Source organism: Burkholderia sp. Bp9031, from assembly GCF_003857965.1.
GTDB classification, from domain to species: domain Bacteria; phylum Pseudomonadota; class Gammaproteobacteria; order Burkholderiales; family Burkholderiaceae; genus Burkholderia; species Burkholderia ambifaria_A.
Map to the genome: position 1 here is coordinate 191,036 of NZ_QTPW01000008.1, position 23,131 is coordinate 214,166.

The following is a 23,131-nucleotide window of genomic DNA, read 5'->3' on the forward strand; positions in this document are numbered from 1 at the left end:
TGCGCGGGCGGAACCCGAAGCGGCCATGGCACCGCGGCAGGCCGCCGCGATCGATGAAGCAATCGCCGCCGAGATCGCGGACGGGCATCTTGCCGGCGCGGTGGTCGTGACAGGCGACGCCGACGGCGTGCGCGTGCGTGTCGCGCGCGGCTTGCGCGTGACGGGCGAGCACGCCGAGCCGATGACGGCCGATACCGTCTTCGATCTCGCGTCGCTGACCAAGCCGGTGGCGACGGCGGTCGCGATCATGCAGCTCGCGGAGCGCGGCATGCTGAGCCTCGACGGGCCGGCTGCAGGCTACTGGCCCGCGTTCGGCGTGCACGGCAAGGGCAGCATCACGATCCGCCAGTTGCTCGCACACGTGTCGGGGCTGCCGGCCGGCGTGTCGTCGTCCCGCACGCTGCGCAGCCGCGCCGCCGTGCTTGCCGACATCGTCGCGATGGCGCCCGTCGCGTCGCCCGGCACACGGGTGCGCTACAGCGACGTCAATTACGTGGCACTCGGCGAGATCGTCCGGCGCGTGTCGCACCGGCCGCTCGACGCGTGGTGCGCGGAACACGTGTTTGGGCCGCTCGGGATGGCGAGCACCCTGTTCCGGCCGACGGGCCGGCTGCTCGCGCGCGTCGCACCCACCGTCGTTCGCGATGGCCGTCTGCTCCGCGGCAGCGTGCATGACCCCATCGCGGCGGCCATGGGTGGCGTTGCCGGCAATGCGGGCCTGTTCGCGAGCGCCGACGATCTGGCGCGCTTCGCGCGCATGCTGCTGAACGGCGGCGCACTCGGCCCGGCGCGCGTGCTGACGATGCGCAGCGTCGCCGCGCTCGAGACACCGGCCACGCTCGACGCCGAGGGCGAGCTGCACACGCCCGGCTGGGCGGTCGGGCCGCCGCTCGTCGCGAACCGCTACCGGCTGCCGCCGGTCGGCGCGCTGCAACACCTCGGCTACACGGGCACGGCGCTCTGGATCGATCCCGCGACGCGCCGCTTCGCGATCGTGCTGACGAGCCGGTTGTATCCCGACGAAACCGGCACGGCGATGCCATTGCGTGCGCTCGTGCTCGGGATCGTATCGAGCGAGGCCGCGCCGGTGACGCCGTCGCGGATTGCGACGCGCGTACCCGCGATGGCGGCGGCCGTCGCGCAGGCCGTGCGGTTGCCGGCATCGCGCGGGCCGGTGCTGGCTGGCATCGACGTGCTGGCGGCGAGCGGCTTCGCGGCCGTGGCCGGCAAGCGCATTGCGCTCGTCACGAACCGCAGCGGCTTCGATCGGCTCGGCCGGCGCACGGCCGACCTGCTCGCGCACGCGCCGGGCGCACGGCTCGTCGCGCTGTTCGCGCCCGAGCACGGGCTTAGCACCGACGTCGACGAGACGTTCGGCGACACCGTCGACGCGGCGACCGGCGTGGTCGTTCACAGCCTCTACGGCGAGCGCCGCACGATCGCGCCCGCACTGCTCGCCGATGTCGACGTGCTGGTGATCGACCTGCAGGACGCGGGCGTCCGCTTCTTCACGTACCTCGCCACGCTCGGCCATGCGCTCGAGGCCGGCGCCGCCGCCCATCTTCCCGTGATCGTGCTCGACCGTCCGGACCCGCTGGGCGGCGATGCGTTCGGCGGCCCCGTGGCGGATGCCGGGCCGGCGACGTTCACCGGCTATTACCCGCTGCCGCTCGAGCCCGGCATGACGCTCGGCGAACTGGCCCGGTTGTTCAACGACCGGCTGCATATCGGTGCGGCGCTCGGTGTGGTGCCGATGGCGAACTACGTGCGCGCGATGCGCTTCGACGACACCGGACTCGGGTGGGTGCCGCCGTCGCCGAACCTGCGCGATGGCGCCGCGCTGTCGCGCTATCCGGAGACGGGGCTCGTCGAGGGGGCGGCGGTCAGTGTCGGGCGCGGCACCGCGATGCCGTTCGGCGTGGTCGGCGCGCCGTGGATCGACGCGCGCATCCTCGCGGACGATCTGCGCGCGATGCGGCTCGACGCGACGTTCTCGCCGGTTCGCTTCGCGCCCGCGGAGGGGCCGTATCGCGGCAGGCTGTGCGAAGGGGTGCGCATCGAACGGCTGCCCGGCGCGACGCGGCCCGGCGAGATCGGGCTGGCGCTCGCGCTGGCATTGCACCGTCGTTATCCGGCGCAGTTCCGGATCGATGCGATACGTGCGTCGGTCGGCTCGCGCGAAGTGGCCGACATGCTGGAAGCAGGGCGCTCGCTCGACGACATCGAACGTGTCGTCGCTGCGCAGGATGCTGCGTTCGTGCGCGAGCGGGCGGCGTTCCTGCTGTACTGAGTTCGGGCCGCCGCAGTCGATACGTGGCAATGATGCGTCGGCATTGCGAATTTGTCGGCTGCAAAGGCGGAAACCAGCAATACCGCGATGGCGACGATGCGTATCCAGTTCAGGTTGCCCGGCATGGGAGGCTTCCTCGCGAAAGGCGCGACGGCCGCCAGATTGCGGAGAACACGCCGGTTCGGTTGCGTCAGCCGGAGTAGGCCTCCGTGCGACACTGCCTTTGCGTTGGCAAGCGTGGTGCGCACCGGATACGCCGGTTCGCGAGCTATGATTCCAGTCATAGTGCGCGGCAGAACGCAGCGCTAGACTGCGGCTGAATTCGAAACTGGAGACATTCATGGCACGCACAGCTGCGCTTTTGCTCGCCGCTTCCCTTGCTGCCTGCAGCCTCGCTTCATCCGCCGCTGCCGACACGACTGCGCGCGAGAAGGCGGTCGCGCAACGGGGCGCCGACGTCATGCCGTTTTCGCTGGCGGCCACCACCCATATCTTCACCAAGACCGCGGATGGCGGCGTCCAGCAGGTCGTGACCAAGCGAGACGATCCCCAACAGGCCGGGTTGATCCGCCAGCACCTGGCGATGGTCGCACAGCAGTTCGCCGCTGGCGACTTCGCGGGACCGGAGCAGATCCACGGCAAGGCCATGCCGGGCCTGGCGGCGCTTCGCGCGGCGAAACCGGGCGAGCTGACAATCACCTATCGCGACCTGCACAACGGCGGCGAAATCGCCTATCGGACCGATCAGCCCCGGCTGGTCACCGCGCTGCACCAGTGGTTTGACGCACAACTGTCCGACCATGGCCACGACGCGATGGCGGGGCATAGCGCGAACACGAGGCATCACCATGCGGCCGGCACCACACCCGAATAGCGGGTCCGCGGTCACGAGGCCCGCGGTGGACACGCCTGAACTAGCTATCGACGCCCACGTTGCAGATCTTCCACCCTCCTGGCCCGAGGCATTGCGTCTCGCCGCAAAGCTGCGCCAATTCGACGCCAACACCACGGTCTTCCGTCGCGAACAACCGGTGCAGGCCGTCTACCAGGTTCGGGCCGGCCGGGTGTTGTTGCGGCGTGACGAAGCCGGCGGCGAGTCCATCACGCTGCAGAGCGCCGGGCCCGGAGATTTCGTGGCGGAAGCGAGTCTCTTCAGCGCGCGATACCACTGCGACGGCGTTTGCCCGGTCGCCAGTCAATTGCTGGTTCTGCCTGTCCAAATAGTGCTGGCGTCTCTGCGGCTCGATTCGACCTTTGCGATCGACTGGATCCGGCTCCTGTCCCGGCAGTTGATGCAGTCCCGTGCACGCGCCGAGCGCCTGACGCTGAGATCACCGCGCGAGCGCATCCTGCATTGCCTGCGACTCGAAGGCGACGCCCGCGGCGTATTCACGGTGCCGGGGTCGCTGATGCAGTGGGCACGCGCGCTTGGGATCGCACACGAGACCCTGTATCGCACCTTGGCCCGACTTGAGCGGGACGGATTCATCGCGCGTGACGGGACCCGCGTTGTCCTGACCGGAAACCCGCCGACTCGACCGGATCGCGGGTCGTGATGATCGACAATCGTTGACCTGTGTCAACGGGGTTTCCCGGTATTCGCGATTGACTGACATCGACGTCGATGCGCTGAACGCGACCATGTTCTTTCCGCAGTCGACCGTCGCGAGTCGCGAAAACAGCTACGCAGAGGTGTGTTTTGTCATCAACCCGTGAGGCTTGCCATGCATGAAAGAGTCCTCATTTCCGCCGCCGACCTGGCGGAACTCATGAAAACGACGCCGGTGGTGCTCATCGACACGAGAGACGCCGCCAATTACGCGGAAGCCCACTTGCCCGGTGCAGTCAATATCCACGAGATATTCACGTATCTGGCGATGTCGACGCCGCAAGGCGTAGCGGCGTTGCGCGAGACCTTCACCGACGCCTTCGGCAAGGCCGGGTTGTCGGGGAGCGAAACCGCGGTTGTCTATGAGCAGTCCATGACAACCGGTTTTGGACAGTCCTGCCGGGGTTATATGCTGCTTCGCTATCTTGGTTATCCGAGAGACAAAATCAAGGTACTCCACGGCGGGTTCAGCGCCTGGCGCGCAGCGGCGCTGCCGAGCACGACTGACGTACCGGCACCGAAGCCCGTCAGGTTCCCTGTCGCTACCGAAGGAGACAGCATTCTGGTGGACCTGAACGAGATGAAGGCAGCGGTCGCCGACCCACACGTGGTGAAACTCGATGTGCGGGACGTCGACGAGTGGATTGGCGAAAGCTCATCTCCGTACGGCAAGGACTTTTGCCCGCGAAAAGGTCGCATTCCAGGCTCGGTGTGGCTTGAGTGGTACCGGATGCTGAAGCCGACACCCAGCGGGCAGATGTTCAAGTCTCCAGCAGAGATTCTTGCGGAATGCGCGACAGTCGGGATTCGCAAGGATACGCCGGTCGTCGTTTTCTGCTTCAAGGGCGCGCGGGCGTCCACAACGTTCGTTGCCCTCGAGGAAGCCGGCATCAGGAGCGTGCGGCTATACCTCGGTTCCTGGAACGAGTGGTCCCGTGACCGCTCACTTCCCATTGAAGAGGGGGTGCCCTACTGACGCCGCACCGCTGAGGCAAGTCGATCTGACCGTGGCCCGTCCCGGAGGCTGTCGATCAAACCGCCGTGATTGAACCGATCACCTGGTTCCCGCTTGTCTTGTGGAGACACAAATGGCCATCATTGAAGCGCTCTCGCTGAGCTGGCAGTGATGCCGGCTCGACAGAGAGGCGAGTAGCGCATGCCGCATGTCACCGTGTCCTCCTCCGCAGTTTGACCCTGGGTAGAGCGGTATGGAAGGTGCCTCGTCCATGGAAGAGACTGTGACGCCGGAATCGACTGCCGGACAGTCGACTACCGAAGTGCGCGAGCGCGCGAAAAAATTCGGATCGAACACAATCCACGAACAGGCGGCGCCATACTGGCGTGTGCTGTTGCCCAAGTTCTGGGCACCGGTGCCTTGGCTGCTGGAAGCGGCCATCGTGTTGCAGATTGGCATGGGTGCTTACATCGAGGCGACTGTTGTCGGCGCACTGCTCGTATTCAACGCTGTACTCGGCATCGTTCAGGAACACAGAGCCGGCGTCGCGATCGCCTTCGGCAATCAGGCGGTTCTTTATGTATTGCGCGAGCCTGGCCATCTCTGGCATTCGCGGCCGGGCCGGTGGCTGCTGCTGTCATCCGCGATTGACATCACGATCGTCTCGGTGCTCGTCCTGTCAGGTACGCTGATGGCCACGTTACCGTGGTCGCTCGTGGGAGCCGTAGCAATGACCGCGATCGGGTTTGCGCTGCTTCTGGATCAACTGAAGATACCGGTCGAAGCGGCGCTACGGCTTGGCTAGACCGAGCGAACCAGGCTTGGCGAGAAGCGGCCGGCGCAGCCATCCGGCCGACCGCCTGCGCGTATCCGTCAGCCCTTCGGCTGAAACGTGAGAACGATGCTCACCGGCGTCGCGCCGTCGATATCCCGTGGCATCGGGTCCGACTTCTCGACTGCGGCCAGCACGGCACTGTCCCACTGCGGGTTACCGCTGGAACGTTGCACCCTGACACTGAGCAGCGCTCCGCTGGGTGCGCACGTGACAGCGATGACGGTAGATGGATTGCCTGGAATCTCGAACGGCGCGACGACGTTGGCGCGCACCCGAAGGGCTACCGTATTTGCATAGTCCCGCGACGCAGCAACGCCAGTCTTCAGCAGAGGCCCGCGGGCGATGTCCTGCAGTGCGGCGAGCCGCGCGGCGCGTTCCCGTTCCATTTCACCGTCTACTTGCGTAGCAACGGTCGCGGCGTTCGGCAACCGGGTCCGGCGGGCTGCGATCACGCTGATCCGCAAGGCTGGCGCCTTTAGACGCTGCGGTTTGATGTCGATCCTGCGATGATGGCGCGCAACGGGCACCCGCGCGTTCACGGTACCGAGTTCGGTAGACGGAAGCCAGGCGCGTGATGCCGACGCCGGCTTGGCCGCATGCTGGGCCGAGGTGGTCAACCGCAACGGCATGCCGGGCGCGTCAATCACGGTGCCCGAGCCAGTGGGGGTGTGGTGGTGCGACAGGACCGCGCTGGAAATCACCATCGCCGCCAGCAGGACGTGCAGCGCCACCGCCAGTCCAAACGCTCGCCCCGTGCCGTGCTCGCGCGGCGGCCAAACAGGCAAGTCGGATTTCGTGCTCATGGCTGCTTAGCGCCGGCCTGCGCCCCCGTGAGCGCGCGTCGAACCGGTGCTCCGTTCGCTACTCATTTCAGTTTAGTCGGGGCACGGAAGTAAATCACAATGGGTGACCGCCGGCGGACTTCCGGCAACCATTCGACAGCGTTTGGTACCCCATTGCAAAAACGGAAGAACGCCGGCCACCGGCGTTGCCCCGTTTTTCCATCATTAACCCACGTTGGCTGGTCGCGGATAGTGGAAAGCCGGGGCATCAAAGAGGCCCGTCGGGAAGCGATTGAATCAATTGAAATTTGTATTGGGATCAGACCGCAAACCCTTGTCGCATCCCGATCCGGATACCCCTGTAAAACGTACGGAAAACAAGGGGCCGATGTTCCGGATCAGCATCCTCGGCGTACCGGTTGCCGGCACTCCGGTGCACGAAGACGGCGACAATCCGGCCGGCAAACTCAAGCATCGGCCACCGGTGGGACATCGCCGAGACTGGCGCAAAATCACATGGCAAACGTCGATCGGGACGGGACGGCGGTAACCTTGTTTCGGCCGATTGCCTTCGCGTGGTACAACGCCTCATCGGCCGCCTTGATCACAGCCCCCACTTCGACATCCTGTTCTGGCGTCCAGCTGGCTAGACCGATGCTGGCCGTCACGTGCCCGAATTCGCTGCTCACGTGTTCGATCATCAAGTCACTGATCGCGGTGCGAATTCTTTCAGCGATAAGTGCTGCGTTCGCAGGTGACGTGTCGGGTAGCAGAATGACGAACTCTTCCCCCCCGTAGCGGGCCGCGCGGTCGTTCGGGAGGCGAATGTTCTCGCCGATGCACCGTGCGACCGCGGCTAGCGCGTCATCACCAGCCTGGTGACCATAGGTGTCGTTGTACGCCTTGAAGCGGTCAATATCGACGAACAGCAGTGAAAACACGGAGCGCGCTCGACGCGCACGGTGCCATTCCTGTTCGAGGACCTCCCCGAACGTGCGGCGATTGTCGAGTCCGGTAAGGCCATCAATGCGCGCTAACAGAACCAGTTCGGATTCTGCCCGCATCCGGCGCCGCAACTGGACACTGAGCAAGATCGACAGAGCGATGGATCCAGTACCGAATGCGGCCACCAGTGAGCCGATTGTGATCGCGCGCTGCCGCCACGCCGCATAGATGTCCTGCTCGGCTTCAGCTACCATGATGATCAACGGCAGATCCGGCAGGTTCTTGAAATAATAGTGCCGCCGCACACCATCGATCGACGCCGTTTCCGAAAACGTGCCCTCCGGCGCGGCCCGGAAACGCCGGAAAGTCACGGCTTGGCTGATGTCGCGTCCGATAATGCGCACGTCGAACGGCTGACGCATGAACATGATTCCATCCTTGCCGATCAGGGACATCGAACCATGGGTGCCGAGCGCGAGGCCAGCGAACAACCTGTTGAAATACTCGAGATTGATCGTGAGCACCACGATGCCGGCAAATGAGCCGTCGGCGTTCGACAGACGTCGCGACAACGCGAAACTGCGGATGCCTCCGCGTAGGCGCGATACATAAGGATCGCTGACATAGAGCCCGGTATCGGGGTGATCGCGCTGGACCGTGAAGTACTTCCGATCGGCGAAATTGCCCTTGCGTGGTACGTCATTTTCCGAGTCGAGGACGATGTCGCCGGCTGCGTCCAGCACAAGCATCGAGCCAATGTATTGGGCGGTCATGGCGTAGTCAAACAGCACGGCTCGCCGCAAGGCTGGGGAGGCGGCCATCACATCGGGGCGTTGCAGTCCTCGAATCGCTGACTGCAACGACAGGTCGTAGAGCTCAAAATTGCGCTCGATATCTCTTTCTGCCATCAGACCAAGATTGCGCGAGGTTTCGCTTGCGCGATCAAGCGCGTCCTGGCGGCTCTGGCGCAATTGCAAAACGCACAGGCACATCAGTGCAAAGGCGATGAGGACGCCGAGCACCACGACATAGTAAGGTGCCGCCGACCGAGGCTGCATGGATTTCCTCACTAAACGGGCGCCCGGGATGGGCCTCGATTCCGCATACTAGAAAGGGAGGGCAGCGAATGCAAGCGCGGGTTGCCCGAAGTGGGCACGGACCTAATGCCAACGGTTCACCACATCAAACAGTTTCGATGCTGACGACTCCGTTTTGCTGTGTCGCAACAAAAGAACGGTCTCCTCTTGTTCACGGAGCAATTTCAAGGGTGAGGCCAATCCATACTGGACGAGTACTGTCTGCCTGCCGACAAAATCGTCAACTTGAAAGTTGTTGCCAACTAGACATCATGCGCATGACCGATACGACAATCCACTGTCGACGCATGGCAGGCGCCCGCGAGAACGGTCGGCGGCGAACGGTGCGGCGTCCGGCAGCGAGCGCGCCGCACCGTGCGATCACTGGCCAGCAGCGCCGCTCGCGGGGCCGCCGGGCTGGCCGCGCATGTAGCCGGGCCCCATCCCCATCCCTTGCCCGCGATGCATGCCGCGCATGGGTGGCATGTCGGGGAGTTTGATTCCGCGCGCTTTCGCACGCTTTTGCATCTCGGCATGATGTTCTGCGCGGATTTTCTCGCGCTCTGCGTCCGACGCTGCCGCGAGCATCCGCGTACGGTATTCGGTCCGCTCGGCCGGCGTCATCAGCTGACTGCCGTAAATCATGCCTCCCGACCCGGCGGCGGGGCCTTGAGCAGGCGGGCGAGGCTGGGCGTCGGCCAGACCGGCCGTCATCGCGATCGCGACACTGACCACACACGCAGCAGTGAAGGTATTCGCACGGAACATGGCACTCTCCCAGCCGTTTGCATGCATTCAACGGTACACGGAAGGTCGGCAGATCCTTTGCGTGAGATCAAGTGCCGCCGGATAGCCGCCCATACCATCGAAATACGTGCCGGCCATCACATCGCTGTCGACTGTACCGTGCATCATCGTGCGTCTCGTGTTGCGGCGGGGAGCGCCGGCCTGATTCCCTACGCGGCACTGATCGTCGGCCGGATGATCGTGAAGATGGGCGCCACGTTCGGTTGGGACGCGTTGCATGACCTGATGGATCGGGCGGCCGACGCCGAGGACGTTCAGGCGATCCGTGCGACGCTGCTCGCCACACCGGGCGTGCTTGACGTACACGACCTGCGCACACGCAAGACCGGCGCTCTCATCCTCGTGGACGTGCATCTCGACATCGACGCCGATCTCACCGTTGCGCAAGGGCATGACATCGCGGTGAACGCGCGCGCACGCGTGATGCGGCATCACCGTGTCCTGAACGTGATGACGCATGCCGATCCGCACAAGCGCGAAACGCGCGCTGAAGTCGCAGCAGCGATTCGACGCGAGTAGGCAGGAAAAGCGCGACGTACCGGCTCGGAACGTCGCGCCCGCCGGCGTCATTCGGTGCCGCGCGGATGATGCCCGCGCCGGAACGTCAATCGACGTTCGTTGACGAGAGCGCCCCAGTCGAGCTTCATCAATGCGAAGACGAAGCCGAGCAGGACCAGCTGGGTGACGATGAAGTATCCACCGAAGTAAGTGCCTTCCAGTTCGGACTCCACGTCGAACCGGGTCGACGCAAAACGGCCGAGATGTGTCCAGATCGCATAGGTCGTTACGCGGCCGACGAAGAACGCGGCGGCGATGATTCTCAGCGGCAACCCGGAAAGACCATACGCGATGAACAGATAGTTCGACGGAAGCGGGCTCAACGCATAGAAGAAGAATGCGCCGGCGGTCAGCGTACGGTGCTTGCTCAGCCAGCGTGTGGCAACGTCGATATTCTCGCGATCCGATTCCCGCATCCAGCGCGAGCGGACGAGCGATCTCGAGAAGGTCGCCAGGATAACGCGGCCGGTTGTCGCCGCACCGGCCGCGACGATGGCGAAGATCAGCGGATTTCCTTCCGGCAGATTGAATCCCACCCACGACATCGCCATCCAGGTAGGCGGGGCGAACGCGGGTATGAGATTCAGCAGAAGAATCAGCAAAAACAGCACAGCCAGCGTCAGCACGATATCGGCTCCAGGCCATCCGGTGTCACGTTTCGATTTTGCTGAGGAAAGGGGGCGGCGGCTTGACTCACGTCAAGCAAGGCGCCGCATCGGCATTTCATAGGGATGCCTTTCGCCTGACCCATGTCAACGGTCGAATTGCCGCGTTTCCTAGACTGGTCTGGTGCCACGCCGTCTGTCAACGGGGACCGGATGCAGCGAGTATGCCCGCGCACGGTGATCGGAAAAATCGTCATGTCCCGAATCCGCTGGTCGATCGATCTCGCATTGCTGATCCTGGCGGCCGTCGCGCTCGCGGGGGGAGGGGTGTGCGTTGCGTTCGGGCTGCCTTCGCTCGCGCGCATCGTCTGGCTATCGGGTACGGTGCCGGTCTTGCTCGCGTTGACGGTATCGCTTGCCCGGGCCCTGGCCAAGCGTCAGGCCGGCATCGATGTGCTCGCATGGCTTGCGATCGAGCTGGCGATCGCGCTCGACGAGACGCTGACTGCCGCGGTGATCGCGTTGATGCTCGCAAGCGGGCGGGCGCTGGAGCAGTACGCGCAACATCGCGCGCAACGCGAAATGACCGCGCTGCTCGGCCGCGCCCCTCGGCAGGCAACCCGGTTCGAGAGCGGCGAATGGCGGCCCGTTGCGCCGGAAGCCATCCTTCCAGGCGACCGGCTCCTCGTGCGAAGCGGCGAATTCGTGCCGGTCGACGGTACGTTGACCGATGACGCGGAACTCGACGAATCCATGCTGACGGGCGAGTCGGCCACCCAGCGGCGACGGTCCGGAGAAAGCGCATGCAGCGGCGTGGTCAACGCCGGCGCGCCGTTCGAAATGGTCGCCCGTACGACGGCAGGCAACAGCACGTTTGCCGGCATCGTACGCATGGTCGAGCGAGCGCAGCACGAGCGCAGTCCGTCCGTGCGCCTCGCGGATCGCTACGCCGGGTTCTTCGTGCTCGTTTCGCTGCTCGTCGCGGGGGTGTCCTGGCTGCTGACCGGCGACGTCGCCCGCGCGCTTGCCGTGCTCGTCGTGGCCACGCCTTGCCCGTTGCTTCTCGCGGTTCCGGTCGCCATCGTGTCAGGCATGTCACGTTGCTCGAAACGCGGCGTGCTGGTCAAGGGCGGCGGTGCGCTGGAGCGCCTTGCGCAAGCGACGATTCTCTTCTTCGACAAGACCGGGACGCTGACGGGCGGGCGGGCACGTATCGTCGCGATCGAATGCGGCGCGAATGTCGCAACGGACGATGTGCTGCGCTACGCGGCGTCGTTGGCTCAGGCTTCTGGTCACGTCATTTCGGATGCGCTGACGGTCGCTGCACGAGAGCGTCGGATCAATCTGTCGCCGCCGTCGGCCGTCCAGGAAGCGGCCGGCGAAGGCGTGACCGGTCGAGTCGACAACCGGACGGTCGCGATCGGCAAGTTCGGGTACGTCTCTGCCCGCTCGACGATTGCGCCGTGGAGCGACGCGTTCCTGAGGCGGGTCGGCGGCGAGGGCGGGGCTGCCGTCTTCGTCGGCGTGGATGGTGCGATGGTCGGAGCGATCCAGATGGCCGACCAGCTGCGGCTGGAAACGCCGCGAGCATTGCGGCTTCTGAAACGCGAAGGGGTCGAGCGCCTCGTCATGCTGACCGGAGACCGGCGCGAGATTGCCCAGGCCGTCGGCGAGCTGCTCGGCGTGACCGACGTGCGCGCCGAGCAAACGCCGGCGGACAAGCTCACCGCGATCCAGGCAGCCCGCAAGGAGGGCGTGACGATCATGGTCGGCGACGGTGTGAACGATGCGCCGGCGCTGGCGGCGGCCGATGTCGGCATCGCGATGGGCGCGCGCGGGGCGGCCGCGTCATCGGAAGCCGCCGACGTGGTGTTGCTGGTCGATCGGCTGGATCGCCTCGTGGACGCGATGCGCATCGCACGACGCTCGCGCCGCATCGCGCTCGAGAGCGTGGTGGCCGGCATGTCGATGTCGGTTGCCGCCATGACGATCGCGGCGGCGGGATTCCTGCAGCCGATTGCCGGCGCGGTGATCCAGGAGGTCATCGACGTCGTCGTCATCGTCAACGCGTTGCGCGTGCTGCTGGTTCGCCCGAAGACGACGGACGCCCGGCTGACCGATGTGGACGTCGAGCAACTCAAGCGCGAGCACGCGGCATTGTCACCGTTGCTGGACCAGATCAGGGATCTCGCGGATCGCATGCCGCAACTGTCCGCGGCAACCCTGACCGGCGAGCTTGCCCGCTTGATCGATTCGCTCGACGAACGGCTGCTGCCGCACGAACGTGCCGACGATCGGGACGTCTACGCGCGTCTCGCCCCGCTGCTCGGTGGCGAGGATCCGCTTGCCGCGATGAGCGGCGCACACCGGGAGATCTTCAGGATGGTCCGGTCACTCAGGCAGATGGCCGCGAACATGCCGCACGACGCACCGAACGCCATGCAGGTGCAGGCGATGCAGCGCTTGCTGTACGGGCTGGAAGCCATCGTGCGCCTGCATTGCGCGCAGGAGGAGGAACTGTTCCACGCGGTGGGAACGGATGCGTGACGACGAAACGTCATGCATGCGGCGCGCTCACGAGCAGAACCGGCGTTTTCGTGATGCGCGCAACGCGTGCGGCAACGCTGCCGACCACCCAGCCCGTGACGCCTCGCCGTCCATGGGCGCCCATGACGATCATGTCCGCGCTCCATTCGATAGCGTCGCGCACGATAACGTGCGAAACGTCGGCGCCATTCCGGTCGGTTCGAATCAATTCCGAATGGGCGTGTCCGGCTACGCCGTCGAGTACGGTCATGGCTTTTTGCAGCACATGATTGCCGTCGCTGGTCAATGCCGATTCCAGCGTCTCGACAGGAACGAAATCTCCCAACGAGACAGGGCGTTCAAGGACGTATATCGCACGCAGTTCGGTATCGGGCCTCGAGAAGGTCAACCCGGTTCGCAACGCGCGGAACGCGGCAGGACTGCCGTCGACGGCAAACAGCATCCGCCGCGGCAGGTGTTCGGCAACCGACGAGAAACCTTCCGGAACGATGAGCAGCGGACACCGAGCGAGTGTGCCGAGCGGGCCGGAAACCGTGCCTTCGATCCATCTGAGCAAGCCATGATGCTGACGCGCGCCGACGATCAGGAGTTCGGCCTGCCGCGCTTGCGCACTGTCGTCCAGCGCGTGCGCGACATCCCCGCCGTGCGTGGACAGGTCGATGACTTCCGTATCGATGGCGAGATCGTCGCGCTTCATTGCATCCTTGGCGCGCGACAGCAAGTCGCTTGCATCCCGAAGCAACTCGTCGCGAGCCGATTCGAGAAATGCCATGGTTTTCGATCCGAGCGGGACGAGTGTGCGCGGATTTTCCGCAACGCTGACGATGTGTACCGAGGCATTCGATGGAATGAAGCATCGGGCATACGCGAGCGCATGGTCGGATGCGGTGGAACCGTCGATGGCGATCAGTACCCGCTGGGGAGCGGGGATTGCCTGGCGGGGCGAGGGGCTGGTGGTCATGAAGGTCTCCCGGCGGCAACCGACGGTCGCGCACACGGTCATTTTTCGCACGGACGGTCGTGTCCGGCTTGACCTTCGTCAAGCACAGTCGCCTTCGCGATGCCGGAAAAAATGATGGATCGATCGCGTCGCGCCGATTTCAGCGCGTCGAGCCAGACGGGAAGACGCGAGGCGCAAGAACTTGCCCCGATGAATGTGTGCCAGGCGGCGCCCGGCGATTACCACCGGAATCGATCGCCTGCCAGCCTGGAGTGCATGCCCCAGCCGTCGGGGTGATACGTCACGCTGGGGATATAGACCGGGGCGTAATTCGAGTCGCTTGCCGCCGGATGGTGCGCGCTCGGCATGACGCTCGGCGACGCGAGCGGGTTGCTCACATGCAGTATATTTCGCGCCGGGACAACGACGTGGCTGGCCGTTCCCGCATGTGAGCTTGTCGAATGACCGGGCTGTACGACGACCAGGGCGATCAGCAGCGGTATCGAAATGCCGTCCACTTCTCCTCACCGATTCAGGTTGATGGGGCCAATCCACGCAGCAACCGGAGCAGCGACAGATGAAAGCACTTTGCACTACCCGTTCCGCGCGCCTGTATTTTAGGTCACGCGATGACATGATTCCAGAAAACTCCCGGAGTTCGTGATGGCAGCAAGCAATCGAAAGGCCGGCGCAGGCGCGACGAAACACGACCTCGAGCAGTTGTCCGAATTTCGCTACCGGCTGCGGCGTTTTCTGCGTTTCTCGGAGGAAATCCTGCGTGCCGAGGGGCTGACGCCGTTGCAGTACATGCTGATGCTGCACACCTGTGCGTTTCCGGACCGCTCGTGGGCGACCGTGGGCGAGATTGCCGAGCGGCTGCAGGCGTCCTCGCATGGCACGGTGGCGCTCGTCACGCGCTGCGAAGCGGCCGGGCTCGTCCGGCGCCAGACGAGCGAGCAGGACCGAAGGCAGGTGGAGATTCACCTGACGGAAAAAGGGGCGGCTTGCTTGCGCAAGGTTGCGGCATTGCACAAGTCGGAAATCCAGTCGTTCGGCTGGGCATTCCAGGACGTCACCGACACCGACTGATACATGCACCATGCGAGCCACGGCGTTGACTTGGGCCGCATCGGGTGCGGTCTCCTGCATATCGCATCGATCCTTTCATCACCGGTCTCTCGAAGGGGCCGTTCAATCGAACGGAGCGGGTCGAAGCTCAACGGAACGCGCGACACCGACACCGCCTCAAGCGCAGTGAACTGCGCCGCTCCATTTCGGCAAGTGACGGGATTGTGTAAATCGTCCGACGGTGATTCGAAAGATTTCCGTGGTCACATGAAGATGAATAACGATCACATCGAGCAGCGCGGGAGAAATGTCACATCATGACTAGTTGGCATGTTACGATGCGGAAATTCTGCAAAATCGTGGATTCAGATGTGCTTCATCAGCTCACTGAACTCGACGTCCGGTCGTTCCGTTACGAAAGGCCGGGGCGAGCTTCTTGAACCCGGCTGCCCAGCCGGGTTTTTTATCTGTTCTCAGGTCTGTTCGGTCAATCGCGTCAACGATGTTCCGGTCGTCCATCGTGTCTTCCCGCATGAATGCGCCCGAACCGCGCGCGACCGCGTCGCTCGCAGCGGCCTTCGCGCCGGGCATGCGCGGGCACACGGTGTTTCCGATGCGTGCCGGGGTGGCTGCGGCATGGCGCGCGATCGCGTTCGTGCATGAAGCCGCTGCCGGTTCGAACCCGAGCGATCTGGAAGTCCTTCAATATTCAAACCGGCTGACGAGTGGGTAGGGGGAGACCGATGATTCGCATTTCCGCGCTCGCAGATCGCCGCGCGATACTGCACGCGCGGCGTCTGTGGCTTCACTACGGCGTGTTCTGGCTGGGTGCGGTGGCCGTGGGCCTCGTGGCGGTGCTCTATGCGAAGCTGATCGATTTCGGCTACGGGGTGTTTCTGGGTTACGCCGCCCGACACGCATGGCTGCCGCTGATCGTCACGCCGATCATCGGCGCGCTGACCGTCTGGCTGACACGGCGATTCTTCGACGGTGCGGAGGGCAGCGGCATTCCGCAAGTGATTGCAATGCTGCATGCACCGGGCAACGCCGGTGCGCGATTGCTCAAGCTGCGGATCCTGATCGGCAAGATCCTGGTCTCGTTCCTGGCCATGCTCGGCGGGTTCACGATCGGTCGCGAAGGCCCGACGATTCACGTGGGTGCCGCACTCATGTTCAATCTGCGGAGGTTCTATCCGCAGCGGTTTCGCGCGATACGGCCTGGCGTGCTCGAGCACCGGCTGGCGCTTGCGGGCGCGGCAGCGGGGCTTTCCGCTGCCTTCAATGCGCCGCTCGCCGGCGTGGTGTTCGCGATCGAGGAACTCACGCGCAGCTTCGAGCAACGAACGAGCGGCGTGCTCATCACGGCGATCATCTTCGCCGGAATCGTGTCGCTCGGCATCCAGGGCAACTACGTCTATTTCGGCACGATCGACGTCGGCGCGCACCTGCCTCAGTCGCTGGCGCTTGCGGTCGTGCTCATCGGCGCGATCGCGGGCGTCATGGGCGGCATCTTCTGCTGGCTGTTGCTCAACACGCGACGCTGGATGCCGCACGCGCTCCAGGATTTTCGTGCGGGCCAGCCGATTCTGTTCGGTGCGGCCTGCGGGCTGGTCGTCGCGTTCGTCGGCGTCGTGACCCACGGACATACGTTCGGCAGCGGCTATGCGGAAGCCCGAGGCATGCTCGAGAGCCACACGGACGTCAGCATCCTGTATCCGGTATTCAAGATGGTTTCGATGATCGGGTCATATCTGCCCGGCGCACCGGGCGGCCTGTTTGCGCCGTCGCTGGCGATCGGTGCCGGAATCGGCAACACGCTGCACATCCTGTTCTCGGGGATGCAGCTGCAGATGCTGATCGCGCTCGGCATGGTCGGCTATCTGGCGGCGGTCACGCAGAGCCCGATCACGGCGTTCGTGATCGTCATCGAGATGATCAACGGCCACGCGCTCGTGATCTCGCTGATGGCCACGGCGCTGATTGCCAGCCGCGTGTCGCGCTTCTTCGCGCCGCCGCTGTACGAAGCGTTGTCGACACGCTATTTCCCGGCCGACCATCGATGACTTTTGGGACGCATCGTTCCACGGTGTCGGACATCACTCACCTCGTTCGTCTTCACTCATGAAGGGCCTTCTGATTTTTCTTGCCTCGTCGATGCTTCTGTTCGCCTATGCGGCGCGATCGAGCGCCGACGATGCGATTCCCGACGATTATCGCTACCTGGCGCGTATCAACGTTCGCCCGGTCGTCATCAATTGCGTTGCCGAAATCGACCGATGGATTCGCACGTCGGCGAAGTACGACATGTTTCTCGCGCCCGACGTCCGGTTGCTGAGGGCCAAGGTGCGCGCGTTTCGCGGGCTCGAGGATCGCCCGGGCAGCGGGCCGCTCGTGGATTCGACGGTGACCGTTCGTGCTTCAGCACGCCTGCGACCCCGTGGCGCCTGGATTCCCGTGGCCGCAAAGTGCGGAATCTGGCGCTCGCACGTCGTGGGCGTTGCAATGAAACCGCTGGCGGTGCGGTAACCGAATCGATGCGATCGAGAAGCACTGCGATGCGGCAGCAAGGACCTTTCGCAGCGCGGCCCCGATCGCGTCACGATCCCCATCGCGCGGCAGTCACGTCGCGGTCGAAAGCCGGGAGGAGATACCGGCACCTCCCGGTTTAGCTCGCATCTTCCATCCGGGCCTGGCGCCGAGCTGCCCTCGTCGGCCAGGGCAGGATGCGCGGGAGTATGTTTTCCGTGTGGATCAGCCGATGCGCCAGCGCGCCAAGAACGTGCAAGCCGACCAGCGCGGCGAGCCCATACGCCGTCAGCGCGTGCAGTTCTCCCAGCCAGTGCGACAGTTCGCGACTCCGGGGCACCAGGGTCGGCAGCGAGAAGAGCCCGAAGCAACTGGCCGTGTGCCCGGCCGCATTCGTCTTCATCCAGCCGAGCACGGGAATGGCGAGCATCAGCACATAGAGCAGCCCGTGGACGCTGCGTTCCGCGACATGGTTCAGCGTGCCGGCCGGATTGATCGACGGCGGCAGCCGGCGACGCATGCGCAGCCGATTGACGATACGGATCGCCGCGAGCCCGAGGATGGCGATGCCGATCGACTTGTGCAGGTCGACGAGGCCCTCGTTGTCGTCCAGCAGCAAGCCGACGATCAGGTTGCCGATCAGCGCGGCGGCCAGCAGCCAGTGCAGCAGGCTGATCGACAGCGGGTAGCGGGTAACGTTTTTCATGACGGGAATACCTGTTCAGTGGCGAAAGCGTGGCCGGCCGCGGTTAGCCGAGCAGGTCGTGATAGTGCTTTTTCGTGCCGTTGATCCGTCGCAACGCCTGCTTGGCAGCCGGCAGGTCGTTGGTCTGAATCGCACGGTCGACGGCGGTCAATTCGTCGCGCAATGTGCGCATGCCTTCGTCGTAGGTCGGCTGGTCGTCGCGATAGCGCTGGCGGCTTGCCTGCTGCGCATCGTTTTCGAGTCGGGTCACATATCCGTTCATCTCCGGAATCGTCCGGCTGTTCATCGCACCTTGCATCGCGTGCTTCATGTCCCTCATCAGCGTCTTGATCTCGCCGGCGCAGGCCGGCGCGGCAGCCACGGAAAGCAGCACACCCAGCGCTGCGCAGAAACGGAGTCGGAACGACAGGCTGTTCATGGTCATCGATTCGATTGCGAGTGTCGGTGACCGCGACCTTATGGCGCCGACGTTAACGGATTCTTAAGGCCCGGATTTTTCCGTGCCCGGCTTGATGGCCGCCCGCGCCTGCGGTTATCGTGCGGCAAGGGACGCCATGTCCGGAACCAACAGGAACGCGACGCCATGCGGGTGTTACTCGTCGAAGACGACAAGCTGATCGGAAGCGGGGTGGAAGACGGCCTGATCGACGCCGGCATGACGGTCGACTGGGCGCACGACGGCAGGCATGCCCAGCTCGCGCTCGAAACCACGCCATACGACCTCGTCGTGCTCGATCTCGGCCTGCCTCGCATGTCCGGGGTCGAGTTGCTGGACTGGCTTCGCAAGCGGCGCGACCATACGCCGGTGCTGGTGATGACCGCGCGCGACACGGTAGCCGACCGCGTGAGCGGCTTGAGCGCGGGCGCCGACGACTACCTCGGCAAGCCGTTCGACCTGACCGAGCTGATCGCCCGCTGCCGGGCGCTGATGCGCCGCTCGCAGGGGCGCGGCACCGACACGATCGAATACGGCGACATGTCGGTCGACCCCGCGCTGATGACGGTGACGCGCGGCACCGAACGGATCGCGCTGACATCGCGGGAATGCGCGTTGCTCGTCGAACTGCTGGCGAACCAGGGTCGCCCGCTCTCTCGCGCGCGCCTCCAGGACAGCCTCTACGGCTGGAACGAAGAAATCGAAAGCAATGCGATCGAAGTGCATGTGTCGAACCTGCGCAAGAAACTGGGGGCCGACCTGATCCGGACGATTCGCGGCGTCGGGTACGTGGTGGAGAAGGCATCGTGATGCGCTCGATCCGGCAACGGCTCACCTTGCTCGTGCTGTCGGGTGTCGTGGTGGTCTGGGCGTACTCGCTGGTGTCGAGCTATCGCCAGGCGATTCACGAAGCGGAGGAATGGGACGACGCCCGCATCGAGCAGATCGCCCGGGCGTTCGCAGCCCTCAATGCCTCCGATCTCCCGGTCTTTGCGGACATTGCGCTCGGTTCGTCCGAAGACGACGACGGCGACAACGATGCATCGCCGCGGATGCTGTATCAGGTGAGCGACGCCGGCGGCCGCATCCTGGCCGCGAGTCCCGGGCTTGCATCGCTCGATCTGCCGGTGTTTCCCGCCGCGGCATCGAGCCCGATCCGGTTCGGCAATCCGAAGTGGCACGCGTACGTGCTGACCGATGCCGCGCGCGGCCGCACGGTGCGCATCTTCGAGCAGCGTATGCACCGTTCGGATCTGTCCGCGGAGGTCGCGCGCCGCGTCGCACGGCCGCTCGCGTTCGCGTTGCCCGTGCTGGCCGTGCTGATCTGGCTGGCCATCGGCCACAGCCTGACGCCGCTGCGCACGCTGTCCGACGCGATCGACGCACGTTCGCCCGACAGCCTCGACGCCATCGGCACGACCGGCATTCCCGACGAAGTGCGGCCGCTGGTTGCCGCGCTCAACACGCTGTTGCAGCGTCTGCGCGGCTCGCTCGATCGCGAACGCGCGTTCACCAGCGACGCGGCACACGAGCTCAAGACCCCACTCGCCGCGCTCAAGGTCCAGGCGCAGGTCGCGCTCACGGCGCGCGATCCGGAGCGTCAGCGGCGCGCGATGCAACGGGTCGTCGAGGGGGTCGACCGCAGCACGCATCTGGCGGACCAGCTGCTCGCCCTGGCGCGGCTCGACGAAACCGTGCAGTTGCCCGGCGAGGACGTCGATCTCGCGCGCGTGGTGCAGACTTGCATCGGCGACTACCAGACGCGCGCGGATCGCAAGCGGATGTCGCTGATAGCGCGCGTCGACGGTCCCGTCGTCGCCCATGTGCCGTCGACGTTGATGCGCGTCTTGCTCGACAACCTCGTCGACAATGCGATCAAGTACGGTCGCGAGCAGGGATGCATCGAAATCGCGTCGTGGCAGGAAGCCGGCGCGATCAGCCTCGAGGTCCGGGACGACGGCCCCGGCGTCTCGGACGACGATCTGTGCCGACTGCAGGATCGCTTCTTTCGCGGCGCGGATCACGATGAAAGCGGTAGCGGCCTGGGGCTGTCCATCGTCGCGCGCATCGCGGCCAAACTCGGCGGGAGCGTGACGTACATCGACGGGTTGAACGGCGGCGGATTCGGCGTTCGCGTCACGTTGCCGACGCGGGCTTGACCGGGGCCGGCGCTTCCGGGTCCGCCCCTGCTTTCGCGCGAGATGCGTTCGGCGACGCGAAGTTAACATTGCCTTCAGCTTGAGCGGAGCATGCTGTCCTTACGGCACAAGAGGTGAGCTCGAAGGTGCGCTCGAATGCCGGCTCTGTTGACTGGATGTCGAGATCATGAAATTCGCTATCCATACCATCATGCTGGCCGTGGCGATCGCGCCCGCGTTCGCGTTGGCGGCTCAATCGAGCAGCGGCCCGACCCGGGCCGAAGTTCGCGCCCAGATCGTGCAGGCCGAGCAGGCCGGTTACAACCCGGCCCGCAAGGACATTCACTACCCGCAATCGATCCAGCAGGCCGAGGCGCGCATCCGGTCTGCTGAACCGGCGGCGCAGGCCGATGCGTCGGGATACGGGCCTGCAACGGCGACGGGGGGCGACTCGGGGGCTGCGATCCGGAGCCATGCCGCGACGCCTCGGTTGTATGCGCATCATTGACGTCACGCGTGCCGCGGCACGCCGCGCTCCACACGAGCCGCGTCGGCCAGGGCCGCCGATTCGTGCCGGGCGCGGCTTCAGTCGTTGCCCTTCTCGAGCACGTTCTGCGTCAGCGTGACCGACGGAATCGTCGGCTTGAGCAGCGCGCGGCGCGCGCGTCTGCTCAGCCACTTCCAGCCGATCACGAGCAGCAGCGCGACCACCGGGATCGACGCGATCGTCCACGTGCCGTTCGGGTAGTCGAATGCCATCAGGACCAATACACCGAGCAGGAACAGCAGCGTGAGCCACGATGTCACGGGCGCGCCCGGCATCCTGAACGACACGTCGTCCACCTCGCCGCGCCTGACCGCCGCACGGAACTTCATCTGGCACACGACGATGAATCCCCACGTGCTGATGATGCCGAGCGATGCGATGTTCAGCACGATCTCGAACACGCTCGACGGCACGAGATAGTTGAGCAGCACGCCGAGCACGTAGATCGCGACCGTCACGAGAATGCCCGCATACGGCACGGATTGCGCGCTCATCCGCCCGAGGAATGCCGGTGCCGAGCCGCCCATCGACAGCGAACGCAACACGCGTCCGGTCGAATACAGCCCCGAGTTCAGGCTCGACAGCGCCGCCGTCAGCACCACCAGGTTCATCAGCGAGCCGATGCCCGGCACGCCGAGCGCGCCAAAGAACGTGACGAACGGGCTCTGGCCCGCCTTGTATGCGCTCCACGGCAGCAGGCAGACCAGCAGAACGACCGACGCGACGTAGAAGATCGCGATGCGCCAGATCACGTTGTTGATCGCGCGCGGGAGCACCTTGCGCGCGTCCTTGCATTCCCCGGCGGCCGTGCCGACCAGTTCGACGCCGGCGAATGCGAACACCACCCCCTGCACCAGCACCAGCGCCGGCATCAGCCCATGCGGAAAGAACCCGCCGTTGTCGGTAATCAGATGCAGGCCGGTGTCATGGCCGGCGATAGGCATGCCCGTGCCGAGGATCGCGGAGCCGATCACGAGAAACAGCACGATCGCGGCCACCTTGATCAGCGCGAACCAGAACTCCATCTCGGCGAACCACTTCACGCCGATCAGGTTCATCGTCGCGACGATGCAGAGTGCGGCGAGCGCGAAGATCCACTGCGGCACGGCCGCGAACGGCGCCCAGTAATGCATGTAGAGCGCGACCGCGGTGATGTCGACGATGCCGGTCATCGCCCAGTTCAGGAAGTACATCCAGCCGGCGACGAACGAGGCCTTTTCGCCGAGGAATTCGCGTGCGTACGACACGAAGCTGCCGCTGCTGGGGCGATGCATCACGAGTTCGCCGAGTGCGCGCAGGATCAGGAACGAGAAGGCGCCGCACACCAGATAGACGATCGCGAGCGCCGGTCCGGCAGCTTGCAGCCGGGCGCCGGCCCCGAGAAACAGCCCCGTGCCGATCGCCCCGCCGATCGCGATCATCTGCACCTGTCGATTGCCGAGGGTCTTGTGATAGCCGGCTTCGTGCGATTCGAGCCAGCTGCGTTTGTTGGTGTCACCGGTTGTCGACGGTTCGGGAATCGATGCCATGACTGCATCCTCGCGCACTAATGTGATTGGATTGATCCCGATCGCGAGACGATCGGGTACCTCCGGTACCGGCGAGCCCGCGCGCGGAATCAAGCACGGCCATCCTGATCGCGCTTGACCGGTCGTGGCGAAAGGCACGGTACGTCGCGAACGTATTCGGCCGTAATTCCGATCACAAACGGCATGCAAATTTCGACTGGACCTGCTCGAATCCGTGCATACGGGCCACGGC

Annotated in this window: 21 protein-coding genes and 1 pseudogene; 13 read left to right on the plus strand and 9 right to left on the minus strand. The window is 64.9% G+C overall.

Features of this window, described 5'->3' with window-relative positions; all coding sequences use genetic code 11:
* Positions 1-25 precede the first annotated feature (25 nt).
* The 5 genes from DIE15_RS13640 to DIE15_RS13660 all read left to right on the plus strand — a co-directional run bounded on the left by DIE15_RS13640 (position 26) and on the right by DIE15_RS13660 (position 5,659).
* Positions 26-2,290 (plus strand): exo-beta-N-acetylmuramidase NamZ domain-containing protein, encoded by a 2,265-nt coding sequence (locus tag DIE15_RS13640; protein ID WP_124833589.1) that lies wholly within the window; start codon positions 26-28, stop codon positions 2,288-2,290.
* 340 nt (positions 2,291-2,630) lie between these two features.
* Positions 2,631-3,164, plus strand: a complete 534-nt coding sequence (locus DIE15_RS13645) for an aspartate carbamoyltransferase (RefSeq protein ID WP_124833521.1) — start codon at positions 2,631-2,633, stop codon at positions 3,162-3,164.
* Positions 3,165-3,189: 25 nt separating this feature from the next.
* The gene (locus tag DIE15_RS13650; RefSeq protein ID WP_260428249.1) at positions 3,190-3,846 is read left to right on the plus strand and encodes a Crp/Fnr family transcriptional regulator; all 657 of its coding nucleotides are present in this window, start codon (positions 3,190-3,192) and stop codon (positions 3,844-3,846) included.
* A gap of 168 nt (positions 3,847-4,014) precedes the next feature.
* Complete coding sequence (locus DIE15_RS13655; protein ID WP_124833523.1) at positions 4,015-4,875, plus strand: sulfurtransferase; 861 nt, start codon at positions 4,015-4,017, stop codon at positions 4,873-4,875.
* Between the two features lie 250 nt (positions 4,876-5,125).
* On the plus strand, positions 5,126-5,659 hold the full coding sequence (locus tag DIE15_RS13660; protein ID WP_185734447.1) for a cation-transporting P-type ATPase: 534 nt from the start codon (positions 5,126-5,128) through the stop codon (positions 5,657-5,659).
* Positions 5,660-5,727: 68 nt separating this feature from the next.
* Here DIE15_RS13660 and DIE15_RS13665 read toward each other — a convergent pair whose 3' ends face one another.
* From DIE15_RS13665 to DIE15_RS13675, 3 genes are all read right to left on the minus strand, one after another.
* Entirely contained in the window at positions 5,728-6,492 is a 765-nt protein-coding gene (locus DIE15_RS13665) for an energy transducer TonB (RefSeq protein ID WP_124833525.1), read from the minus strand.
* A 491-nt stretch (positions 6,493-6,983) separates the two neighbouring features.
* The gene (locus DIE15_RS13670; protein ID WP_124833526.1) at positions 6,984-8,474 is read right to left on the minus strand and encodes a sensor domain-containing diguanylate cyclase; all 1,491 of its coding nucleotides are present in this window, start codon (positions 8,472-8,474) and stop codon (positions 6,984-6,986) included.
* Between the two features lie 399 nt (positions 8,475-8,873).
* Positions 8,874-9,260, minus strand: coding sequence for a hypothetical protein (locus DIE15_RS13675; protein ID WP_124833527.1), 387 nt, complete (start codon positions 9,258-9,260; stop codon positions 8,874-8,876).
* Positions 9,261-9,440: 180 nt separating this feature from the next.
* Here DIE15_RS13675 and DIE15_RS13680 point away from each other — a divergent pair.
* Positions 9,441-9,818: pseudogene (locus DIE15_RS13680) on the plus strand (cation diffusion facilitator family transporter); the annotation flags it as partial.
* Between the two features lie 47 nt (positions 9,819-9,865).
* Here DIE15_RS13680 and DIE15_RS13685 read toward each other — a convergent pair.
* Positions 9,866-10,483 carry a hypothetical protein gene (locus DIE15_RS13685; protein WP_124833528.1) on the minus strand — a complete coding sequence of 206 codons (618 nt, stop codon included), beginning with the start codon at positions 10,481-10,483 and terminating at the stop codon, positions 9,866-9,868.
* Positions 10,484-10,717: 234 nt separating this feature from the next.
* Here DIE15_RS13685 and DIE15_RS13690 point away from each other — a divergent pair, with 234 nt between their 5' ends.
* Complete coding sequence (locus tag DIE15_RS13690) at positions 10,718-13,009, plus strand: heavy metal translocating P-type ATPase (protein ID WP_124833590.1); 2,292 nt, start codon at positions 10,718-10,720, stop codon at positions 13,007-13,009.
* Positions 13,010-13,019: 10 nt separating this feature from the next.
* Here DIE15_RS13690 and DIE15_RS13695 read toward each other — a convergent pair whose 3' ends face one another.
* Positions 13,020-13,970 (minus strand): universal stress protein, encoded by a 951-nt coding sequence (locus tag DIE15_RS13695; protein WP_124833529.1) that lies wholly within the window; start codon positions 13,968-13,970, stop codon positions 13,020-13,022.
* Between the two features lie 642 nt (positions 13,971-14,612).
* Between DIE15_RS13695 and DIE15_RS13700 the strand changes: the two genes are divergently transcribed.
* Positions 14,613-15,038: a MarR family winged helix-turn-helix transcriptional regulator gene (locus tag DIE15_RS13700; RefSeq protein WP_124833530.1), complete on the plus strand. Its 426-nt coding sequence runs from the start codon at positions 14,613-14,615 to the stop codon at positions 15,036-15,038.
* A gap of 363 nt (positions 15,039-15,401) precedes the next feature.
* On the opposite strand, the gene DIE15_RS13705 is transcribed toward DIE15_RS13700, so the two are convergent.
* Entirely contained in the window at positions 15,402-15,608 is a 207-nt protein-coding gene (locus DIE15_RS13705) for a hypothetical protein (protein ID WP_124833531.1), read from the minus strand.
* A 152-nt stretch (positions 15,609-15,760) separates the two neighbouring features.
* On the opposite strand from DIE15_RS13705, the gene DIE15_RS13710 reads away from it, so the two are divergent.
* Both DIE15_RS13710 and DIE15_RS13715 read left to right on the plus strand, forming a co-directional pair.
* The gene (locus tag DIE15_RS13710; RefSeq protein ID WP_124833532.1) at positions 15,761-17,080 is read left to right on the plus strand and encodes a chloride channel protein; all 1,320 of its coding nucleotides are present in this window, start codon (positions 15,761-15,763) and stop codon (positions 17,078-17,080) included.
* A 58-nt stretch (positions 17,081-17,138) separates the two neighbouring features.
* Complete coding sequence (locus DIE15_RS13715; protein WP_244104838.1) at positions 17,139-17,543, plus strand: BspC domain-containing protein; 405 nt, start codon at positions 17,139-17,141, stop codon at positions 17,541-17,543.
* Between the two features lie 139 nt (positions 17,544-17,682).
* On the opposite strand, the gene DIE15_RS13720 is transcribed toward DIE15_RS13715, so the two are convergent.
* Together DIE15_RS13720 and DIE15_RS13725 are read right to left on the minus strand one after the other, a co-directional pair.
* Positions 17,683-18,249 (minus strand): cytochrome b, encoded by a 567-nt coding sequence (locus DIE15_RS13720; protein WP_124833533.1) that lies wholly within the window; start codon positions 18,247-18,249, stop codon positions 17,683-17,685.
* A gap of 43 nt (positions 18,250-18,292) precedes the next feature.
* Positions 18,293-18,673, minus strand: a complete 381-nt coding sequence (locus tag DIE15_RS13725; protein ID WP_260428250.1) for a cytochrome b562 — start codon at positions 18,671-18,673, stop codon at positions 18,293-18,295.
* 159 nt (positions 18,674-18,832) lie between these two features.
* On the opposite strand from DIE15_RS13725, the gene DIE15_RS13730 reads away from it, so the two are divergent.
* The 3 genes from DIE15_RS13730 (at position 18,833) to DIE15_RS13740 (ending at position 21,331) form a co-directional block, all read left to right on the plus strand.
* A complete protein-coding gene (locus tag DIE15_RS13730; RefSeq protein WP_057926911.1) occupies positions 18,833-19,495 on the plus strand; it encodes a response regulator transcription factor in 663 nt (220 codons plus the stop codon).
* Entirely contained in the window at positions 19,495-20,844 is a 1,350-nt protein-coding gene (locus DIE15_RS13735) for an ATP-binding protein (RefSeq protein WP_185734457.1), read from the plus strand. The genes DIE15_RS13730 and DIE15_RS13735 overlap by 1 nt, the downstream gene beginning before the upstream one ends.
* A gap of 166 nt (positions 20,845-21,010) precedes the next feature.
* Positions 21,011-21,331, plus strand: coding sequence for a DUF4148 domain-containing protein (locus tag DIE15_RS13740; protein WP_124833535.1), 321 nt, complete (start codon positions 21,011-21,013; stop codon positions 21,329-21,331).
* A gap of 77 nt (positions 21,332-21,408) precedes the next feature.
* Here the strand turns inward: DIE15_RS13740 and ansP are convergent, their stop codons facing one another.
* On the minus strand, positions 21,409-22,899 hold the full coding sequence (gene ansP, locus DIE15_RS13745) for an L-asparagine permease (protein WP_124833536.1): 1,491 nt from the start codon (positions 22,897-22,899) through the stop codon (positions 21,409-21,411).
* Positions 22,900-23,131 lie beyond the last annotated feature (232 nt).